Origin of the sequence: Dehalobacter sp. MCB1 (genome assembly GCF_003590275.1) — a bacterium.
Lineage (GTDB): Bacteria > Bacillota > Desulfitobacteriia > Desulfitobacteriales > Syntrophobotulaceae > Dehalobacter.
On sequence record NZ_LXPC01000019.1, the window covers coordinates 1 to 21,167 of the forward strand.

Annotated in this window: 15 protein-coding genes, 7 tRNA genes and 1 rRNA gene; 20 read left to right on the plus strand and 3 right to left on the minus strand. The window is 40.6% G+C overall.

The genetic code is table 11. From position 1 onward, the window contains the following. Positions 1-78 precede the first annotated feature (78 nt). Positions 79-183: ribosomal RNA gene (gene rrf / locus A7K50_RS13595) — 5S ribosomal RNA — on the plus strand. Positions 184-464: 281 nt separating this feature from the next. Here the strand turns inward: rrf and A7K50_RS13600 are convergent. Beyond that, positions 465-797: a L,D-transpeptidase gene (locus tag A7K50_RS13600; protein ID WP_119776907.1), complete on the minus strand. Its 333-nt coding sequence runs from the start codon at positions 795-797 to the stop codon at positions 465-467. Positions 798-1,653: 856 nt separating this feature from the next. Between A7K50_RS13600 and serC the strand changes: the two genes are divergently transcribed. The 13 genes from serC to A7K50_RS13665 all read left to right on the plus strand — a co-directional run bounded on the left by serC (position 1,654) and on the right by A7K50_RS13665 (position 9,239). Beyond that, positions 1,654-2,736, plus strand: a complete 1,083-nt coding sequence (gene serC / locus A7K50_RS13605) for a 3-phosphoserine/phosphohydroxythreonine transaminase (protein ID WP_026156681.1) — start codon at positions 1,654-1,656, stop codon at positions 2,734-2,736. Positions 2,737-2,774: 38 nt separating this feature from the next. Further along, positions 2,775-3,938, plus strand: coding sequence for a phosphoglycerate dehydrogenase (locus A7K50_RS13610; protein ID WP_119776909.1), 1,164 nt, complete (start codon positions 2,775-2,777; stop codon positions 3,936-3,938). 37 nt (positions 3,939-3,975) lie between these two features. Next, positions 3,976-5,214, plus strand: coding sequence for a DUF1015 family protein (locus tag A7K50_RS13615; RefSeq protein ID WP_119776910.1), 1,239 nt, complete (start codon positions 3,976-3,978; stop codon positions 5,212-5,214). Positions 5,215-5,472: 258 nt separating this feature from the next. Then, positions 5,473-6,579 (plus strand): M20/M25/M40 family metallo-hydrolase, encoded by a 1,107-nt coding sequence (locus tag A7K50_RS13620; protein ID WP_119776912.1) that lies wholly within the window; start codon positions 5,473-5,475, stop codon positions 6,577-6,579. Between the two features lie 21 nt (positions 6,580-6,600). Continuing rightward, a complete protein-coding gene (locus tag A7K50_RS13625; protein WP_119776914.1) occupies positions 6,601-6,921 on the plus strand; it encodes a hypothetical protein in 321 nt (106 codons plus the stop codon). Between the two features lie 171 nt (positions 6,922-7,092). Further along, positions 7,093-8,364, plus strand: a complete 1,272-nt coding sequence (locus A7K50_RS13630; RefSeq protein WP_026156679.1) for a glycosyltransferase family 2 protein — start codon at positions 7,093-7,095, stop codon at positions 8,362-8,364. A 162-nt stretch (positions 8,365-8,526) separates the two neighbouring features. After that, positions 8,527-8,602: transfer RNA gene (locus A7K50_RS13635), tRNA-Val, on the plus strand. 5 nt (positions 8,603-8,607) lie between these two features. After that, a tRNA-Asp gene (locus tag A7K50_RS13640) sits at positions 8,608-8,684 on the plus strand. Between the two features lie 135 nt (positions 8,685-8,819). Further along, positions 8,820-8,895 (plus strand) — tRNA-Phe (locus A7K50_RS13645). Positions 8,896-8,902: 7 nt separating this feature from the next. Then, positions 8,903-8,977, plus strand: a tRNA-Gly gene (locus A7K50_RS13650). A 13-nt stretch (positions 8,978-8,990) separates the two neighbouring features. Further along, positions 8,991-9,065 (plus strand) — tRNA-Cys (locus tag A7K50_RS13655). Positions 9,066-9,068: 3 nt separating this feature from the next. Continuing rightward, positions 9,069-9,157, plus strand: a tRNA-Leu gene (locus tag A7K50_RS13660). 5 nt (positions 9,158-9,162) lie between these two features. Continuing rightward, a tRNA-Val gene (locus tag A7K50_RS13665) sits at positions 9,163-9,239 on the plus strand. Between the two features lie 183 nt (positions 9,240-9,422). Here A7K50_RS13665 and A7K50_RS13670 read toward each other — a convergent pair. Beyond that, on the minus strand, positions 9,423-9,665 hold the full coding sequence (locus A7K50_RS13670; protein WP_119776915.1) for a helix-turn-helix transcriptional regulator: 243 nt from the start codon (positions 9,663-9,665) through the stop codon (positions 9,423-9,425). Between the two features lie 138 nt (positions 9,666-9,803). On the opposite strand from A7K50_RS13670, the gene A7K50_RS14245 reads away from it, so the two are divergent. From A7K50_RS14245 to A7K50_RS13685, 3 genes are all read left to right on the plus strand, one after another. Continuing rightward, entirely contained in the window at positions 9,804-9,962 is a 159-nt protein-coding gene (locus A7K50_RS14245; protein ID WP_165904937.1) for a hypothetical protein, read from the plus strand. A 249-nt stretch (positions 9,963-10,211) separates the two neighbouring features. Continuing rightward, on the plus strand, positions 10,212-13,028 hold the full coding sequence (locus A7K50_RS13675) for an SIR2 family protein (RefSeq protein WP_158582070.1): 2,817 nt from the start codon (positions 10,212-10,214) through the stop codon (positions 13,026-13,028). Positions 13,029-13,861: 833 nt separating this feature from the next. Continuing rightward, entirely contained in the window at positions 13,862-15,466 is a 1,605-nt protein-coding gene (locus tag A7K50_RS13685) for a protein O-GlcNAcase (protein ID WP_119776919.1), read from the plus strand. A gap of 29 nt (positions 15,467-15,495) precedes the next feature. Here A7K50_RS13685 and A7K50_RS13690 read toward each other — a convergent pair whose 3' ends face one another. Beyond that, a complete protein-coding gene (locus A7K50_RS13690) occupies positions 15,496-17,394 on the minus strand; it encodes a DUF2334 domain-containing protein (protein ID WP_119776920.1) in 1,899 nt (632 codons plus the stop codon). A 393-nt stretch (positions 17,395-17,787) separates the two neighbouring features. Here A7K50_RS13690 and A7K50_RS13695 point away from each other — a divergent pair, with 393 nt between their 5' ends. The 3 genes from A7K50_RS13695 to speE all read left to right on the plus strand — a co-directional run bounded on the left by A7K50_RS13695 (position 17,788) and on the right by speE (position 20,742). Then, the gene (locus A7K50_RS13695; RefSeq protein ID WP_020492867.1) at positions 17,788-18,240 is read left to right on the plus strand and encodes a hypothetical protein; all 453 of its coding nucleotides are present in this window, start codon (positions 17,788-17,790) and stop codon (positions 18,238-18,240) included. 192 nt (positions 18,241-18,432) lie between these two features. Then, positions 18,433-19,884, plus strand: coding sequence for an aminotransferase class I/II-fold pyridoxal phosphate-dependent enzyme (locus A7K50_RS13700; protein WP_020492868.1), 1,452 nt, complete (start codon positions 18,433-18,435; stop codon positions 19,882-19,884). A 3-nt stretch (positions 19,885-19,887) separates the two neighbouring features. Beyond that, positions 19,888-20,742 carry a polyamine aminopropyltransferase gene (gene speE / locus A7K50_RS13705; protein ID WP_020492869.1) on the plus strand — a complete coding sequence of 285 codons (855 nt, stop codon included), beginning with the start codon at positions 19,888-19,890 and terminating at the stop codon, positions 20,740-20,742. The last annotated feature ends 425 nt before the right edge of the window (positions 20,743-21,167 follow it).

Below are 21,167 nucleotides of genomic sequence, written 5' to 3' on the forward strand. Positions count from 1 at the left end.
GAAAGATTAAAGAAGGAATCGGGAAGCCGATTCCAACAAGATCGAACCTCGAGCTTCGAACTTCGAACCTCGAAAAGATCTGGTGACTATACCGGAGGGGTACCACCCGTTCCCATCCCGAACACGGAAGTTAAGACCTCCTGGGCTGAAAATACTGCAAGGGAAGATAAGACGTTGCCAGGTAATGAAGGACAGAGCATCTATTATGGTGCTCTGTTTCTTATGTACAGAGGGTGTTCAATTAGGATGTTTGAGGAACTTCCTGGGGCGATGATACTTCATGGGAAAATAGCACGTTGCCAGGTAATGTAAAGAGACTACATCAAATGATGTAGTCTTTTTACATTAATGGAGTGAGGGTGTTTGCCTAGAAAGTTTAAGTATCTTCCTGGAGCGACGATACGGAAAATAGGTCTAGGCAGATACAAATCTGGCCGATTGGCGGACAATAGGGGTATTATTAATTAAGAACGGATAGTGACTGAGGTGCCAGTGGGGATAATTCTAGCGAGGTCTAAGACATCTTTATTAAGCATGCGGATACAGCCTTTAGAAACCTGTCTGCCAATTGACTGAGGATTATTTGTACCATGAATTCCATATCCAGGGATGCTGAGTCCAAGCCACATCACACCAAATACGCCTCCGGGATTTGGTACTTTACTAATGATTTCATAAGATCCGATTGGAGTAGGTGTCGCTGTTTTTCCGATACCAACCGGATAGGTTCTGATGATTTGACTGTCTTTGGAGACATAGAGCTGCCGTTTATTTAAAGAAAGTATTATTGAATACATGTTAATCACCTCAGTTTATATTATTAGCCAGGTCTTTATTTGGTTAAATATTCAATAAAAAAATTGGACTAATTTCAAAATATACAATGTGGAATATAATGGAATTATAAAATTAAATTCTACTTCGCCTAAAAAATAAGGAGGAAGCAAAAATGCACCTTTTTGGGAAAAACGTTTATCCATTTGCATGCACATGTTATTATCCAGTAATTTGCTTGCCGGTTATGCCCTGTTGTAATGTTCCTTATTGGCAAAAGACAGTACAATGCCGACAAACAGAGCAATATCAACAGACGCGATTTACCGGTGGCAAAGGTTAATTAAGAAATGAGGATAGAGCATCGATTGGTGCTCTGTTTCTTATGTACAAAGGGCGTTTTTTCAACACAATCGGATGATGGATAGGATAAGGATTCTATCCACTTGACAAATCATCCCGGATACATTACTATATTGAAAATAACCTATATGCTCAAACACGATGAGAGGAAAGTCTGATTTAAATGTTGTTCAGAGAGCTGATGGCCGGTGCAAGTCAGCCAACATGTAATGAGATTCCATCCTGGAGTGGCCGATGATGAATTGTGCGGGTTCCGCCCGATATCGCGGACATAAGTTGGCCGATTTGGCAACATGGGTGGCAACGCGGGAATACCTCTCGTCCCTGATTTTGGGATTAGAGGTTTTATTTATATATTTCTGCAGATGAAAGACGTTGTCACTTTATGAAGAAATGGCTGAAACTTGGGTGGCACCGCGGAATATCCGCCCCAACACTGGGGTGGGTTTTGCTTTTTTTCATAGGGCTATACAAAATTGAAAGAATACTAATATGATAATGGAGGGGGAATTTACAATGACAAGAGTATTTAATTTTTCTGCCGGACCGGCAGTATTGCCTGAAGAAGTTCTCAAAGAAGCTGCTGAGGAAATGCTGGATTATGATGTCACGGGGATGTCCGTGATGGAAATGAGCCATCGCTCCAAAGCTTTTGAAAAAATTATTGGTGATGCGGAGCAGGATCTTAGAGATTTGCTAAATATCCCAGATAATTATAAGGTACTATTCCTGCAAGGCGGCGCATCACAACAGTTTGCCATGGTCCCGATGAATTTGATGAAGAATAGGGTTGCCGATTACCTTAACACCGGACAGTGGGCTAAAAAAGCGATCCAGGAAGGAAAGATCTACGGTAAAATTAATGTCATTGCTTCCTCAGAAGACAAAACATATACGTATATTCCGGATCTGAAAGACCTGAAGATCTCCGGGGACGCTGACTATGTGTACATTTGCCATAATAACACCATCTACGGAACGAAGTTTACAGAACTTCCTGAAACCGGTGACAAAATCCTGGTTGCGGACATGTCCTCGGATTTTCTGTCTGAACCTGTAGATGTAAGCAAATATGGTTTGATCTTTGCCGGTGCTCAAAAAAATGTCGGACCGGCCGGCGTTGTCGTTGTCATTATTCGGGAGGACCTGATTACGGATGATGTGCTGCCGGGAACGCCTACCATGTTAAAATACAAAACACAGGCAGACAACAAGTCACTCTATAACACACCGCCGGCCTATGGCATTTATATTTGCGGCAAAGTATTTAAATGGCTGAAAAAACTTGGCGGACTCGAAGTCATGAAAAAAATCAATGAGGAAAAAGCCGCAATTCTATATGACTATCTTGATTCCAGCAAAATGTTTAAAGGAACAGTCGTTAAGAAAGACCGTTCACTTATGAATGTGCCGTTTGTAACCGGATCGGAAGAACTGGATAAGAAATTTACTAAAGAAGCCAAAGAGGCCGGCTTGGTAAATTTAGAAGGTCATCGCTCAGTCGGTGGAATGAGAGCGAGCATTTACAATGCGATGCCCATGGAAGGCGTGAAAGCGTTAGTCGCATTTATGAAAAAATTTGAAGAAGGAAACATCTAGAAAGTAATCTTCATACCATCAGAGTAAAGGAGTATCATATGTTTAAAATCAATTGTTTAAATCCGATTGCCAGGATTGGGCTGGACAATTTCTCGGAAGAATATGCTATTACGGATAACTATGAAGAGGCGGATGCCGTTCTGGTCAGAAGTGCCAGTGTTCATGAACTGGACCTGCCGGATTCTCTGCAGGCAATTGCCCGGGCCGGAGCAGGAGTGAACAATATACCGCTTGATAAATGCGCTGAAAAAGGGATTGTTGTTTTCAATACGCCGGGGGCTAATGCCAATGGTGTTAAGGAATTAGTACTTGCCGGACTGTTTCTGGCATCCCGTGACATTATCGACGGCGTAAACTGGGTAAATACTGTTAAAGATGATCCGGATATTGCTAAACTTGTTGAGAAAAATAAGGCCAAGTATGCAGGTATTGAAATCAGCGGTAAGAAACTGGGTGTGATCGGGCTTGGAGCGATTGGGGTTCTCGTAGCGAATGCGGCGATGAAACTTGGCATGGAAGTATACGGGTATGATCCGTTCATTTCTGTCCGCTCGGCATGGCATTTGTCTAAATATATCAAGCCGAGCAAATCCTTGGCGGAGATTTATAAAGAATGTGATTTTATCAGCATCCATGTACCTTTGTCCGATGCAACTCAAGGCATGCTGAATGAAGAAGCCTTCAAGATGATGAAGAACGGCGTCCGCATTCTAAATTTCTCGCGCGATTCTTTAGTCAACGAAGAAGATATGATTGCAGCACTAAAAGTTGGCAAGGTATGCAAATATGTTACCGACTTTCCTACTCCTAAGATGGCGTCTCTGAATGAAGTCATTGCTATTCCTCACTTGGGGGCCTCCACCTGTGAGTCAGAGGATAACTGTGCGGTGATGGCTGTCAGCCAGCTTATGGATTATCTTGAAAACGGCACGATCAGAAATTCCGTGAACTATCCGGACTGCGACAACGGTTATCCTGATAATGCCGGCCGCCTCGGGATTCATCACAAAAATATCCCGAATATGATTGGTCAGTTCACTTCGGCCCTGGCTCAGGAGAATATTAATATCTCTGATATGATTAATAAAAGCAAAGGCCAGTATGCCTATACCTTGGTTGATATTGAGACACCATCCACACCGGAAATAAAGCAGAAAATTGAAGCAATTGAAGGAGTCTACAGAGTCAGAATCGTAAAGTAATGAAAATTGATATGGTTGGTAATGAGGAGGGTTGGATTTGGCTACGATCAGACCGTTTAAAGCGCTGCGGCCGAGGGAAGAGCTTGCCGCGAAAGTCGCAGCACTTCCTTATGATGTCTATAACCGCGAAGAAGCATTGGCTGAAGTAAGAAAAGAACCGTTGTCATTTTTGCACATTGACCGGGCAGAGACCCAGTTCGCTTCTGAGGTCAGTCCTTATGATACCCGGGTCTATGAGAGAGCGAGAGACAGTCTGCAGGAAATGATCCAAAACGGCGTTTTTGTCAGGGAGGATAGACCCTGCTATTATGTGTATGAACTGGTGATGAATGGCCGTTCCCAGACGGGCTTGGTCGGTTGTGCCGCGATTGATGATTACCTGAACAATGTTATCAAAAAACATGAAAAAACCAGAGAAGATAAGGAAATTGACAGAATCAATCATGTCGACATTTGCAAGGCCCAGACCGGCCCGATCTTTTTGGCTTATCGGTCTCAACAGGGAATTAATGAGGTTGTCAGCCGAATTAAACAAGAAAGCCCCCTCTATGATTTCATTGCTCTGGACGGAATCAGACATACCGTTTGGAAAATAGACGGGGATCATGATTTGGCTGCGGTCTATTCCGGATTTCAAAATACCCGGAGCATCTATATTGCGGATGGACACCACAGAGCGGCTTCGGCGGTAAAAGTAGGCTTGCGCAGAAGAGACGCCCATCCCGGTTTTACCGGAGAGGAAGAATTCAATTATTTTCTTTCTGTCCTTTTCCCGCACGATCAACTGATGATCCTGGATTACAATAGAGTGGTCAAAGATCTTAATGCTTATCAGAAAGATGCCCTGCTGAATGAAATAGAAAAAGCATTTATTGTAACCAAAATGGAGGCTGAACCCTATAAACCTCAGAAAAAAGCGGTCTTTGGCATGTATTTGGAAGAATCATGGTATAAACTGGAGGCTAGGGATGAGATTCTTTGCGATGATCCTGTGGAAGGCTTGGACGTTTCACTGCTGCAAAATCATCTCTTAACACCGATCCTGGATATCAAAGATGTCAGAACGGATAAACGAATCGATTTTGTCGGTGGTATACGTGGCCTTAAGGAACTGGAAAAGCGGGTGGCCAGTGATATGAAACTTGCCTTTTCGATGTATCCGACATCGATTGATGAACTTTTTGCGGTATCTGATGCAGATAAGCTTATGCCGCCCAAATCTACCTGGTTTGAACCCAAACTGAGAAGCGGACTGCTTATTCACGAACTGGAATAGGGATGACTTGCAACCCGGTATAGTACTATACCGGGTTAGTATCTGGTTTGCCGTGAAAAATATTTTTGAGCCATACACATAGGATCATAGTGTTTGTTTCATGATAAAGTCAGATGATATTTTAATAGTTAATGAGGTACTGGAAAATATTATTTATATGTTTGACGAATTATCCCAAGAAAATCCGTCTAAATAATAGGGCGGTTGTTTATTCTATGAGTGAAAGCATGAGTGATCGGAGAGTAATCGGAGGTAACTATGTCAATCAATGTTACGGATGAATTTCTTAAGCTTGTTTCCATTGACAGTCCGTCCAAAAAAGAAGGGAAACTCGCAGGCTATCTAAAACGAAGGCTGAAGGAGCTCGGTGCTGATGTCTATGAGGACCATTCCGCCGTCAGAACCGGAAGTGATACAGGTAACCTGATTGCAGTACTGCCGGGCAACTGTGAGGGTGCACCTGTGATCATGCTTGCAGCTCATATGGATACAGTAGCATCGACCGAAGGAATGACACCCCGGATTGAGGAAGGGGTCATCCACAGCGATGGACAAAGCATCCTAGGGGCGGATGATAAAGCCGGAATAGCCGTGATACTTGCAGTACTGAGCAGGCTTCAGGAAGACAAGCATATCCTGCATAGTCCGGTTGAAGTTGTCCTGACAGTCCAGGAAGAAATTGGTCTTTATGGTATAAAAAATCTCGATTATGCCCTTAAAGCTGACTTCGGCTATGTCTTGGATGGTGACGGCCCTGTGGGTACGGTGGTTCACGCAGCACCTTCTCATATCACGCTTGATCTGGTTATTCAGGGTAAAGCTGCACATGCGGGCCTGGCACCTGAAACGGGCGTGAATGCAATTGTCGTTGCGTCCAAAGCCATTGCGGACTTGAAATCAGGAAGGATAGACCAGGAAACAACGAGTAATTTCGGGATCATTACCGGTGGAACAGCACGCAATGTGGTTGCCGAAAAGGTACAAATCACAGCAGAGGTACGAAGTCATGATCAAGCGAAACTTGAAATTGAAACCGATAAAATTCTTGAAAAATTTGAAACTGTTGCAGCTAAGAACCAGGCAAATTTCAGCTATACGAAAGAACTCGCCTATGAAGCGTTTTGCATAGACCCTGCACATCCAGCTGTTCAAAATTTACTGAAGGCAGGGAAGACACTCGGCATTCACACGGAGTTAACTTCAACCGGCGGAGGACTTGATGCCAATATCTTAAATTCCCGCGGCATACCATGTCTGGCACTGGGCCTCGGCAATCATAAACCGCATACGCGCGAAGAATATGTCGAAATTGACCAGATGGAAAAATCCGTCGAATTCGTACTTGAGGCTTTGTCTTTTTCATAGGATATACTGAGGTGACGACAAATGTGGGAACGTATTCGTCGTGAACTTTTAGTGGAATACTATTGGTGGAAAAGGCAAAAATTAAATAAAAGACGTTCGGATAGTCCAATTGGTCTTCTGGGAATACTGTTAATAACCGTCGGAATTATTCTGATGGTGATCATCGGGCAGGGTATTGGGGCACTGTTCCGTAATATGATACCTTTCGTAAGCGGAACACAGGTTGCCGGTACCTACTGGTCTTCCGTTTTTTTGGCGTTAAAGATCAGCCTGCTGTTAATCGTGATGATGATTGGTTTTGCCGGCATCATCATCTATAAATTATTCGGACGTAAAAAATGAAGAGTTCCGTCGATAATTGACTTCCAAGAAAAAAATGTTTGAATATAAACATTTGTGTATGTTTGTTGCCTTAAAAGAATAATAAAATAGATTCTTAAGATATTGTACAAGTCTTATTGCAGGCAGCAGTAATATCTGCTAAAATTGATAAATTGAGGGGGGGTAAGATTTTTGGATAGTTTTTCCAATATTGTGCAAGAAATTTTTAACATTATTATGATTTCTTTACAAGTCATCATTATTTTTGTGACTTTGTATTATTTTATTTTATCGATTCTGGGGATGCATCGGAAACCTGAAGATGATGAATTTGAACCCAAGAATAGATTTGCGATTGTCGTTGCCGCCCATAATGAGCAAAGGGTAATCGCGCCACTGATTAACAACCTTAAAAATCTGGATTATCCGAGAGAACTTTTTGACATCTTTGTTGTGGCCGATAATTGCACCGATAACACTGCTTACCTGGCAAAAAAAGCTGGAGCCTATGTGTACAAGCGTTTTGATGAGACAAAACGCGGGAAAGGCTATGCCTTGGAATACTTATTTGCGAAGATTTTTGCTTTAGACCATACGTATGATGCTTTTGTTTTGTTTGATGCCGATAATCTCGTCAAGGGTAACTTCCTCAGAGAGATGAATAAAAAGCTCTGCCAGGGAGATCAAATCATTCAGGGCTATGTGGATTCTAAGAACCCTTATGATACCTGGGTCACCACTTCATTTTCAATTGCATTTTGGATGATGAATAGGCTGGTCCAGCTGGCCAGGTTTAATTTCGGAGTTTCCAATACCCTGGCTGGTACGGGGATGTGTATTTCCTACGATGTACTTAAGAAATTTGGCTGGGGAGCTCACTCTTTGGTTGAAGATCTTGAGTTTACGATGAAAGCCTTGGTATATGGGATAAAAACCAGCTGGGCGCATGACGCGGTCGTTTATGACGAGAAGCCGCTAAGTTTTGTACAGTCCTGTCATCAGAGGAAACGCTGGGCTCAGGGGCAGGTTGACGTTGCCTGCAGATATTTGCCTATTCTTCTTGTAAAAGGATTCCGCGAGAAAAAGTGGCTGTATTTCGATGCAGCGATGCATCTCTTTCAGCCGTTCTTCCTGATTATTTCGGCTTCGTTTATTTTGATGCAGGTGTTATTCTTTCTGCGCCCTTATTATGTCAACTTGTTTATTGACTATATTCCTGCAGGAGTCTGGCAGGTTCTTTCCGGAAGTGTTATTGTTTTTGCCATATTGTCCCTGTACTTGGACAAAAAGCCTACCAAGGCCTATTTTGGCTTGATTCTGTATCCGATCTTTATGTACAGCTGGATACCGATCATTATTGCCGGGTTCATTCACCGCAACAAGAAAGAGTGGTCGCATACGCTACATACCCGCTCGATCAATTATGAGGAAATTCGTGCGGAAGAAAAAGTATCGACCAGCTGACAGTCTCAAGGTAAATGAAGACCCGGTTTTACCCGGGTCTTTTAGCGTGCTGCAGAATAACAATCCACAAAAAATGTCCCAAAAAATGTCTTGTTTTTACGCAAAAAATCCTTTGACACACCATCGATATTTGTGTATACTATAATTCGTCACAGCAAGCCTGGGCGATTAGCTCAGCTGGGAGAGCGCCTGCCTTACAAGCAGGATGTCGGCAGTTCGATCCTGTCATCGCCCACCAAATATGGCCCCGTAGCTTAGTGGTTTAAAGCGCCTGCCTGTCACGCAGGAGATCGTCGGTTCAAATCCGATCGGGGTCGCCATAACAGAAGTCCGAGGCCAGAAGCCCGAGGTCCGAAAGGGAGAGGGCACTGGCTTGGATAAAAAGATGTTAGGTAGGATGTGTGATGATTCGCCAGAATCGAGCATCTGACATCGTACCGCAGACATCGAAATATGCCTCGGTAGCTCAGTCGGTAGAGCAGAGGACTGAAAATCCTCGTGTCGGCGGTTCGATTCCGTCCTGAGGCACCATGATCATGCGGGTGTAACTCAGTGGTAGAGTGTCACCTTGCCAAGGTGAAAGTCGCGAGTTCGAATCTCGTCACCCGCTCCAGTAGTAAACTTAAGGCGGCATAGCCAAGTGGTAAGGCAGAGGTCTGCAAAACCTTTATCCCCCAGTTCAAATCTGGGTGCCGCCTCCAAACGCCGAAGTGGCGGAACTGGCAGACGCACGGGACTTAAAATCCCGCGAGGTTTACCCCTCGTACCGGTTCGATTCCGGTCTTCGGCACCAATTTTGGGTTTGTAGCTCAGCTGGTTAGAGTACTGCGTTGACATCGCAGGGGTCGGAGGTTCGAGTCCTCTCAAACCCACCAAAATTGAAATGATTCTAAATGAGATAAATAACATGTGAGGCTGAACGATAATCGTAGCTTAATGCTTGTAAAAACATCTAAATATCTCAAAGTATCCGGTCAAGAAATAATAACTCTAGAATTATCTAGGGTTATTTTTTATTATCCGTATGATCGCTGTTATTTGAAATGTATTTATTCTATCTACTTTATTTCTTGCTCCAAATTACGAAATGCAGGAGTGTCAAAAAACTCCACGATATTAATATTCAAGCCATCACAGATTTTCTTAATAGTTGATATGGTTGGATTCTCGCTTATACCGCTAATAATGTTATTCAGTGTTGACTGAGTAACGCCGGAGATGGTTCCTAATTTGTTGAGCGTAATTCCTTTTTGAGTGCATAATTCCCTTATTCTATCGGCTACCACTTTTCCTATAGTCATAAAATCATCCTAACTATAAATAGTTAATATTAAGTTTATACACTAATAACTAAAATAATTAACTATATATGGTTGACAGCTTAATATTTTTTGGTATATTAACTATATATAGTTAATATACCAAGGAGAGGGAAGACAATGCTGGATTACGAGAGAATATATTTCCAACTAGCTGCGAAAGTCGTTGATGCCATCAATATACTTATAGAAGCACAGCAGCAAGGGGAAAGGGGTTATATTGAAGGGGAAAGACCAATTTTGATAATTGCAAAGGGTGAAGAAGAAAAAAAGGATTAAGGTAATTTGTTCAAGTCTTGTCAGTCCGACCATATTTTATCATTCAAAATGATCTTAAATGTCAAACCGAAATTTCATTATTATTTAAATAATGGAGTTTCTTTTTTTGCCTATATGATTAACAGAATAATAGAGGAATATAATGGATTATGTTGAATTATTGAAAATAGAAGAATAAATGGATATTGTTAATTAAGGTATTATAGACCAAATATGGATTTATATATAGTTACAATCGGAGGACGGTTTATGAGAGGGAACGAATTTTACGATATAAATTATGCTATGGACTTAATTTATTCTACATTGGAAATTGAATCAGAAAACAAGGAAACGTTACCATATTTTTTTATTGTTGGTGCAGGTATATCTATTCCTGAAATTCCAGGAGCTGAAGAGATAATTACTGCATGTATTGAGAAGGTAAAAAATCGATATAGTCAAAACATTAACCGCTTTGAAGAGATACATAAAAATGCACCGGAGAAAAATTTAAGCAGTAAAAAATATTCGTACTGGATTGAGCAAGCTTATCCAAACAGAATAAACCGTAGCAACTATTTTAAAAGCATAATTAAGGATTCGAAAATTTCAGCAGCGAATATTTTACTTGCACAGCTTATACAGTCAAAAAAAGTTGCTACTACTGTTTTTACAACAAATTTTGATAACAAACTTAAGCAGGCACTTGATTTAATGGGAGTGTCTGATGTTTTTGTAGCAGATAACCATTTAGATAACTTATCTATAGATGTAAGCAGTCCTGATATTCAAATAGCCCATGTACATGGGTCTTATCAATTTTATGATTGTGCTAATCTTGATTATGAAGTAAGTGAAGTGACAGGGCAGAATGGACTAACAAGTGTGGCTCAGGCATTACGAAGCTTTCTTCAATTTAAGGCCCCAATTATTATAGGTTATAGTGGATGGGAAAACGATGCAATTATGAATTGTCTTCAAGAAAGAATTACTTATCCTATACCATATAACTACATCTGGGTGTGTCACTCAATCAATGACTACTATAAATTACCAGGATGGTTAAAAGAATGCCCAAATATTAAATTCATAAGTGAATATGAGAATAGTAATAAATGTAATGATAAAGAAGCAAGTGATAAATTTAGCCCATATAATCAAAACGAATCAGATGCATTAACAATTGCAGCATCAACATTCATTGCAAGTATTATCGCAAAGATGAAAATTGATACACCAACAATTTTTGTTAACCCCTATCTATACTATTCTGAAATGCTCCAAAAAATATTACCAGAAAATGAAGATGTATTATATCTTAAACGTTGGGCTGAAAGAATGCGGTATCTTGAACAAAATATCTCTTTGACTGAAAGTAAAATCCAAGGTCTTCAATTAGCATCAAACAGGAAGGATGGTAAACAAATTACTTCATGTATGACCAACTTGGTGAATGATTCTTTGATACATGCTGATTGTGAATATATATATAAGTCAATTATTAAACAGATACTATCAGATGAAAATATATTTACAGAGATAGAGGATGCAATTAAATTATGCCAATCATTTATATTATTTATAAAGAACCATAAACCGGAGTTAGATTCTAATAACTGTACGATTGATGCTTTACATGATGTTATGTTCAATAAGTTACTCAAGAGGAACTACAAAGAACGGATTATTATAATTGACGATATTTATGAATTCTCAAAGGATTATAAAGAATTATTAGAGATTAGTATCACAGCACTTGGTGTAAAATCTTCGTTAATAGACGATGAAAATGAATCTCTTAACTTTTTAAGTCAACTGCTTGATATGTCCATAGGGTATGAAAATGAAAAAGCTATTTCGTATATAAGATGTATCGCATTATCCCATAAATCTCTCTTAGTGAAAAATATTCAGGAATCATGTGATCTTTGGATGCAAGCAGATGAAATATTGTCCAAATTAAATTCCTCAATATTGAAGATTCAATTATTAGAAGCTAAAGCAAAAATAGGATCAAAAATAGAAGATACAGAATTAAAAAGTAAGTGGTTAATTTCTGCATTGGATGGAGTGTTTTTATATAAGATCGAAGACAATTTAAAAACTTATATTCAAGTCATGTCAATATTGTTATCGCATAAATCAATTATTTTATCAAATTATCTTAATGAGAAAATTACAAAATTTATAGAGGCTATATATGATAAAGGATACCTATTTGTGGATTGTGAAATAATTTTGCAATTTACTGAAATAGCTAATTACTATTTAGAATTATACAAAGATAATAAAAAAAATAAGATAATTGTAAAGCTTGGGGAAATGATCTTGCAATTTGAAACAAAAATGCCATGTGAATGTAAGTATTATAATTACAATCTTAGTAAGACTTTATCAAATTTAGTTCTTTGTTCTGCAACAGAAATTACTAAAGATTTAAAGGCTAATTATTTTCAAAAACTTAGAGCATTATCAAATAATAATACAGATATTCTTCTAATATTAAATAATACAATAAGAAAAGTATCAGAGATTATAAATGAACAAGATCTAATAGAAATGGGAATAAAAAAAGATTTTGAAAATGTAAAAGACATTGATGAATTATCAAAAGGCTATCAAGAATATCATAATAATGACTATAGTACTGCGGAACAAATATTCTCTAATTTGGTTACTTGTTCATCAAAAGAAATTAGTGATTTGGCTCGAAATAATTTAGCATATATGATAAGAAGAAAAGAATCTTCTTTAATTAGTCCAACAGTTTTTGAATTACTTAATCCTATAGATGATAAAAATGCCTTTAAACATATGAATTTTATTTTGTATTATCTTGAAACGAAGAACTCAGGATATGATCAGTGTAAGATATCTTATCAGCATCTTAAGGAGGAGGATCTTGATCTTCAACCGGTAATTGATTGGTGGAAAGACGAAATAACTGTTGGAAACGAGGAAAGCAAAATAGCTCTAATTATTTTAAATAGTATCATTAATACTGAAAAGGAAATTGAGTTAGGGAATATTGACAGTGAAAAATATGATATAGTGCTTTTGCAGCAATTGTTAGAATTAAGGTAATGAGTTTTATTTTCCAAAGCTAGTAACACAAAATTTTAACTTTTCCCAAGATTGATATAGTTTCCTTAATGGTATAAATTGGAATATACTTACTTTCTTTTTGGTTTGGCGTTTGAGAAGTTTGAAAACATTGTAAGGAGTTTCGGAAGAAGGATACTCCTGTAATTGATTGAGGGTTGTGCCGTACATCAAAACCGGGATATAGCGGGCATTCAGTTTGCCGGGTTGTCCGTTTTAATATCCAAATTCGTTCTAATCGCGGGCGAATATTTTTGCAGCGTCTTAACCATGTTCGCCGCAATCTCCAAGGCTTTTTTCCGGTTGACTTCTTTTCGCGCCGTAGCTACTCTGCTTTGGGTAACGAGTATTTTTAGTAGTTCATTATAGGCGCTAAGCTTGGATGACCGCTTGGGAAAAACTAAGATTCGAATCCAGATTCGAATCTGGCAAGTTCCCGCGGGGAGAGGCTGTCCGAATTCCTTGTAGATTCACTCCCCATATGGAATCACTGCCTTGGCTTCCGTCAGGCAGGCCCCGATTCATGATTTTGTCGGTCCGGCTTTTAATTAAATTAATCAAATATATTCCAAGTAATTAAATTATAATACAAAGAATACACTCAAAATACAAAACATTACATTCCCAACTTTGAAAAATAGCCTCCTTTATAGTTAATTTATAAAACAATTAACTATAAAGAGAGGTTATTTTTTATTTGGGATAATCGTATAAAATAGGTGTATCGTTATAAGGTTCTTGAATTGGGATAAAATATAGAATAAACAATACGTGGAAGGTTTACTTGTAAGGGAATATTAAAGGATGGACTGGCCATGAAGAAGAAAATTGTCTTGCTTTCTTTAACAGTACTTCTATTTGGGTTAGGCATTACAGCCATTGCCTATTATAATACGCCTATTAAAGATTACCTATTTGGTTGGACAACACACTCACAAACCCAAACCAATGGTCAGGATCAAACACAAAGCCCCCGGAATGATACCACGGTACCTTATCAACAGCCACAGGCAGGAGCGGACAATGAACAAACTCTACCTACAGACAGTTTTGCTATCCGCGGAGTTATTGAAGGGTTCTACGGAACCCCCTGGACCATGGCGCAAAGAACCAACATGCTTACCTTTATTGGCCAACACCATTTAAACACGTATGTCTATGCTCCCAAGGATGACCCTTATCAGCGGACCAATTGGTCAGACCTTTACCCAATTGGACAACTACAGCAGATGAAGAATTTGGTGCAAAGTGCAAAAGCGAATGGAGTTAATTTTGTTTATTCTATTTCTCCTGGTATCCCGTCACCGCTGCCTGGTGAAACATTGACCTCAGCAATGGTTGCCAACTCCATTACCTTTACATCTAAAGCCGATGTACAACTGCTTGAAAGCAAAATTGATCAGTTGCGTTCGATTGGAGTTCACACTTTTATGCTTTCATTTGATGATGTTCAACACTACTTGAAGAGTTCTGACCAACAAGTGTATGGTTCTGATTATCCTAAGGCTCATATCGATTTAGCAAATAAATTGCTTGAGGATGAGACTGTAAAAGATTCAAGTTTCAGGCTTTGGCTTGCTCCCACAGACTACTACGGTCTTAAGGACAGCGCCTATTGGACTACAATACGGTCACATCTAGATCCCTCTATACAGGTGATCTGGACAGGGTCTTGGGTCTTAAACCAATCCATTACAAGTAGTGAAGCTGACCAAGTACGGCGGCTTTTGGGTAGGAAACCTCTTATCTGGGACAATTATCCGGTCAACGACTATACCTATGCGGTAAAGAAAGCGCCACAACTATTTATGGGACCATTGATCAATCGTTCGAAGGATTTGTCGGCATACACGAGTGGCATGTTAGCAAATCCCATGCTCCAACCCGAAGCGTCAAAAATCGCACTTTATACTATTTCTCAATATCTATACAATCCCAGCACATACCAGCCGCTTCAAGCCTGGGACGAGGCGTTCCAGAGCATGTCTGGCATAGGCGATGCATTGGCCTTCCGTAAATTTTGTCAATATTCAAGCCAAAGTACACTTGATACGAGTGACAATACTGGGTTTTCCAAATTAGCCGACGCTTTTTGGCAAGAATACCAATCAGGGCAGCATGGACCCAGTGAATTAGAACTTCGTAAAGAATTACAATTACTGAGTGATTTGCCCGATAATCTTAAGAAGACGATAACCAACCAACAGCTTTTAGCAGAAATTAGCCCATGGGCAATAAAACTGAGCGAAGAAGGGCAAGCGGGACTACAGGCTTTAGTATATTTAGATTTATCGAACAATGATCCGCAAAAGCTCACGGCTAAGCAGCAACTTCAAACAAGCTTGCAACAGTTGCGAAACAACAACTTACAAATTGGTTCTGAAGTTCTATCGTTTATTAATAAGGCGGGATCTAATTAGGGTTTGCTAAATAACAGCTAAATCCATTTTTATTTGCCTAAAACTGAAATAGCGCTATTAAGGTTGTAAGTACCCGTACTATGATTGATCATGATCAGATCCGCTTTTTGGTCACCATTAATATCCGCAAGAGCTACCTCTGTATTTCCTGATCCCCATGGCCCAAAGCTTCCGCCAGATACAAATTCTCTTCCATCCATGGTGAAACTTTTCCAAAGACCATCTGGACTGTGAACCATCACATCATCTTTATTGTCACCATTAATGTCGGCCGCAAATAGCTTAAAATCTCTACTGATGCTAAATTGACTGTTCCAGCGTTTAGGGGAAAGAGAAAAACCGTGTGCTTTTACCCCGACCAATACCTGCCATGTATCTGTGTCAAAATTAATTCCTAAAATATCACTTGTGCCATCGCCATTAAAATCTCCTGTTAATAGTTTCAAAGATTTTGCTTTAAGCAGATTAAAGGATTGCCATGTTATATCCGAAAAACAGCCGCCTTGATTGATAGCTCTGCCAATCCTGCCATTGTCCCGGTCATAAAGGAGCAGGTCCGTTAATCCGTCCCCGTTAAGCTCGCCAGCCACGGGATCAACGTTTTGAAAATCATTCAAAGCCTGCCATTTCAGATAATTGGGAATGAATTTATTTCCGTTGTTTTCCGCTAAAATCATACTCCCCGAAACAGTGTTTAGGAGCAACAAATCTTGTTTGTCCTTATTTTTAAAATACCCGACGATCGGTATCGTTCCACTGTCCAGAGATAAGTCTTTAAGCCATACACCCAAGTCTTGAAATGCATTTATATCTTTCCTGGGTGCATACCAGGAGGCCGAATATCTGAACATATGCCATTGATTCGTTTTCTTGTTCCAGATCAGCACGTTTTTTCCAGATGCACCCGTCACAAACTGACCGGTAAAGACTTCATCCCTCGGGTCAAACTGAATATTTTCCGCCCTTTGGGCAGGTACAAAACCTACGAGTGAATAGATCGAGACAAAAGCGTATCTTCTGTTTTTTAGTTCCTTTACAAGCTGGTGCAAAAGGGAATTTTCATCATAAATATACTGAACTTCTCCGTTTTTTTGCTGGACTTTCTTTATAAACTGAAACTCATAGGTAGGATGGACGTATAGGGACGCCAGTGTTCCGTTTTTTGCCGGATCATCCAAGACAGCCAGCATAGCGGCAAGCCGCTCCGGGGAATTTAAATGCCCTAAAGGAGCAGGCACAACATCGAGGCCGCAATAATATTCTTGATGCTGATTTACGACGCTATTGCTTTTCCAGGCCTCAGGATAGTAATAATTGTTTTCATAGATCAAACCGATCTGTTCTTGAAAAGCGACAAGTTGCTGGGGTGAAGCGCTGTAATGCGGCGTTTCCCAGTAGGCCGGACGAATCCCTGCTTGATCAAACAGCGCAATCGCTTTTTCAGCCCGCTCTTTGGCATAGGCGTATGTATTGGGCACGTCGGGATTTTTTGCCGAGCTGTAGAATTCATATCCTGACACGCTATTGCTGTTCCCGCTCTGGTGGGTATAGCCGTGGACCCCGATGATACCGCCTTTTTCTTCAAGGCTTTTAATGGTAGAGACAAATTTCCGAGCATATTCCGTATGATCGGTAATGGCAACATCATAGTTCCTGCCGGGTACAACCATCCTGGGAATCAAAGAGACTTCAAACGGTATCCCCTCTTGTTTAAGATAATCTGCCAGTACAATCAGTTTATCGAGGTTTTCCTGGCTTGTGTATTCTTCCCCGGGACCTACATCCTCTAATCTTAATAAGGCCGGCAGCTTCTCGGAGAATTGTTCCTTTGAGATATTGCTCGGACGGGTAGATAAACTGGAATGAGCAATTACTGTTAAAAAAAGTGTACATGTTAATGCAATTGCAAATACTTTTTCTCTAAACATAAAATAAATATCCTCATAAAAAAATAATTAGGGTTCGCATAACGAATAATAAATTTCTATCAGACAGACCAATTTAATCTAAATAGTTTCCAGAAATGGCCACCCCAAATTTGAGCCAAAGAGTTTATACATATCCGTATACTCCTAAAGTGCACGCTTTTTTAGAAAAAATACTGCTTTACTATGCATTATTTTACCATAAAATGCGCCTTTGGGAACCGTTATGCAAACTCCAAATAAATAAAAAACCTCACTTTCCTAAATTGAAAGGGAACAGCCATTGCCATCGGTATAAATACCATTCAATTCTAGCCCCATATTTTTATACATAAAAGCATTAAAACTGAGAGACATTAAAATATCAAAATTTAAAACTATGGGGGTATCCAAAAAATGAAAGACCCAATTTGTGCTGCTACCATTGCGGGTATTATTGGCGCAACTGTTATGGACTTCTTATCTTATATCCTTATTGTTTTAGGAATCCCGATGACATCTCCATGGAATATAGCCGCAGATGTTTTCCTAAGTTGGAGCCTAGTCAATTCCCCTATCGGGATATTCTTAGGAATCGTCGGGACAATGGCTTTGAGCATTGGCACAACGATATTATTAGTTATCGTCATGAAAATGACCGGAAAAGATTTTGCCATTTTAAAAGGGGTTATCATAGCCAACATGGTCGGGTTTGCTTCCATGGGGTTATTTATGCCCTTATTGAATATTGCCCCTCAAATACAATTCCAACCTCTTACCAATCTGTTTGCTCTGATAATTTTGACTATCTTCGGTGTGATAACTTCTTTCATCCTTAAGAAATACGGCACGTTTATTAGAAATCTATAGAAGTTATAGGATAATCATAGTCTATCTTACCCGGAGTAAAAGCGCCTTTTGTTTAATCATTATACCATACAGCTTGCAGCAGATCTCTTGCTCGTTGATTTAAGCTATTTTATTGACATTGTCCAGATTGTCCACTATAGTAACGTTGATAGTTTATAAAGACACAGACCATAGCAGAGGGTGGAGATTTTCATGCAGCTAGCTTCCCAGGACAGAGCGCCTATTTATGAAGCCCTTCAAAAATATAAAGCAATGCGGATCGTACCGTTTGATGTGCCTGGGCACAAACAAGGGAGAGGCAACCCGGAGCTCAGGGAGTTTCTCGGGGAAAGGTGTCTTTCTGTTGATGTCAATGCCATGAAACCTTTAGATAATCTTGGACATCCTGTTTCGGTCATCAAAGAGGCAGAGGAACTGGCTGCGGATGCCTTTGGCGCCTACCATGCGTTTTTCATGGTCAATGGAACGACCTCGGCAGTCCAGGCGATGATCATGAGCGTATGCAAACAGGGCGATAAGATCATTATGCCGCGCAATGTTCATAAAAGTGCCATTAATGCACTGATTATCAGTGGGGCCATCCCGGTATATGTGAATCCGGGAGTCAATAATGTGCTCGGCATACCTTTGGGAATGTCGATCAGCGAAGTAAAAAAAGCGATGGAGCAGCATCCCGATGCAAAGGCCATTTTTATTAATAATCCTACCTACTACGGGATATGTTCAGACTTAAAGACCATTACCGAACTTGCTCACCAAAAAGGTATGTTTGTACTGGCCGATGAAGCCCATGGCACCCACTTTTACTTCGGTGAAAACCAACCGCTGAATGCCATGGCCGCAGGGGCAGATATGGCGGCGGTCAGTATGCATAAAACTGGAGGAAGCTTAAGCCAAAGCTCTTTTTTGTTAATTGGCAGCCGTCTAAATATTGGACATGTCCGGCAGATCATCAATCTGACCCAGACGACCAGCGCTTCTTACCTACTTTTGTCTTCTTTGGATATTTCCAGACGCAACCTTGCACTTGACGGGAAAAATATCTTTGCCAAAGTAACTTCCCTTGCCAACTATGGACGCGACGAAATTAACAAAATTGGCGGATATTATGCATTCTCGAAAGAACTGATCAATGGAGATTCGATTTTTGATTTTGATACGACCAAGCTTGTCGTACATACCCGGGATATAGGGCTGGCGGGAGTGGAGGTCTACGATATACTTCGGGATAATTACGATATCCAGATCGAATTCGGCGATATTGGAAATATTCTGGCGATTATCTCTGTTGGCGACAGGGCGCTGGCCTTGGAGCGTCTGGTCTCGTCCCTGTCGGAGATCAAAAGGCTTTATATGCGTGATAAGACAGGTATGTTTGATCATGAGTACATTACGCCTGATGTCGTCATGGCTCCGCAGCGCGCGTTTTATTCAGAACAGCATTCCGTGCCTATCCGAGACAGCGCCGGACAGATCAGCGGGGAGTTTGTGATGGCCTATCCTCCGGGGATTCCAATACTCGCGCCTGGAGAGCGGATCACTGAGGAAATCATTGATTACATTGTCTATGCCAAGAGTAAAGGAAGCTTTCTTACCGGGACGGAAGATATGTTTATTGAAAATATCAGGGTTGTGGGGGAATGAAATATGGAATTATGGTATACGGAACAGCATACCCAAAATGTCCGTTTTACCATCAAGGTCGATGAACAGCTCTATAACGGACAGAGCGAATACCAACGAATTGACGTCTTTAAGTCCAAAGAGTTCGGCACGTTCTTAACGCTGGACGGGCTGATGATGGTTACAGAAAAAGACGAATTTATTTATCATGATATGATTGTGCATGTCCCTATGGCAACGAATCCAGGGATTAAGAACGTCATGGTGATTGGCGCCGGAGATGGCGGCACTGTCAGAGAGCTTACCCGCTATGACGGGATTGAAAACATCGATATGGTGGAAATTGACAAGATGGTGGTCGACGTGTGCCGGGAATATCTGCCTCAGACAGCCAGCAAGCTAGATGACCCCAGGGTGCATCTTTATTTTGAGGACGGACTTAGATTTGTCCGTTCCAGGGAGAACACCTATGACCTTGTGATTGTTGATTCTACCGATCCATTCGGGCCGGGGGAAGGGCTCTTTACCAGAGAGTTTTATGGCAACTGCTTTAAAGCGTTAAAAGAAGACGGCATTCTGGTCAATCAGCATGAAAGCCCTTACTATGATGAGTATGCGCAGGCCATGCAAAGGGCCCATAAACGCATTCGGGAATACTTCCCGATTTGTAAAGTATACCAGGCTCATATTCCGACCTATCCTTCAGGCCACTGGTTATTTGGTTTTGCTTCCAAAAAATATGACCCTGTAATGGATGTCAAAGAAGAAACCTGGAATCAACTCGGGATCAAAACAAGGTATTATAATACGGATATCCACAAAGGAAGCTTTGCGCTTCCGACTTATGTGAAGGACCTCTTGACAGATACCGTGGAGTAAAAGCAGAATGCCATCTGTACGATACACTGGAGTAATGACATATCGCATAAAAAATCGCTCTGGGGCCTCAAAAGACTTCAGGGCGATTATTATTTCATAGTCATTATGCTATAAAGATTGATACTAATATTTTTGGGCCTGTCTGCGTGCCACAATATCCGCGTGCCATGGATGGCACAATCCGAAGAAAAGGCCGCGCTTCGCCATCCAGGCTCCGCTCGTCGCGGAACTGTGGCACGCAGACTGATCATAGGGTTATTCAAGCAGGTCTGTATGCCAGAATGCAGCTCGTTATTTGTGTAGTAACTTTAAGAACTTTTACTAGACAGCGATTCCAAGACAAGGTTAACTTCAAAAAAACCTTTCATAAACTCCAGATTAGGTCTCCGTAATGGATGGCCAGCGTCAAGCGGAGCATGGATTGC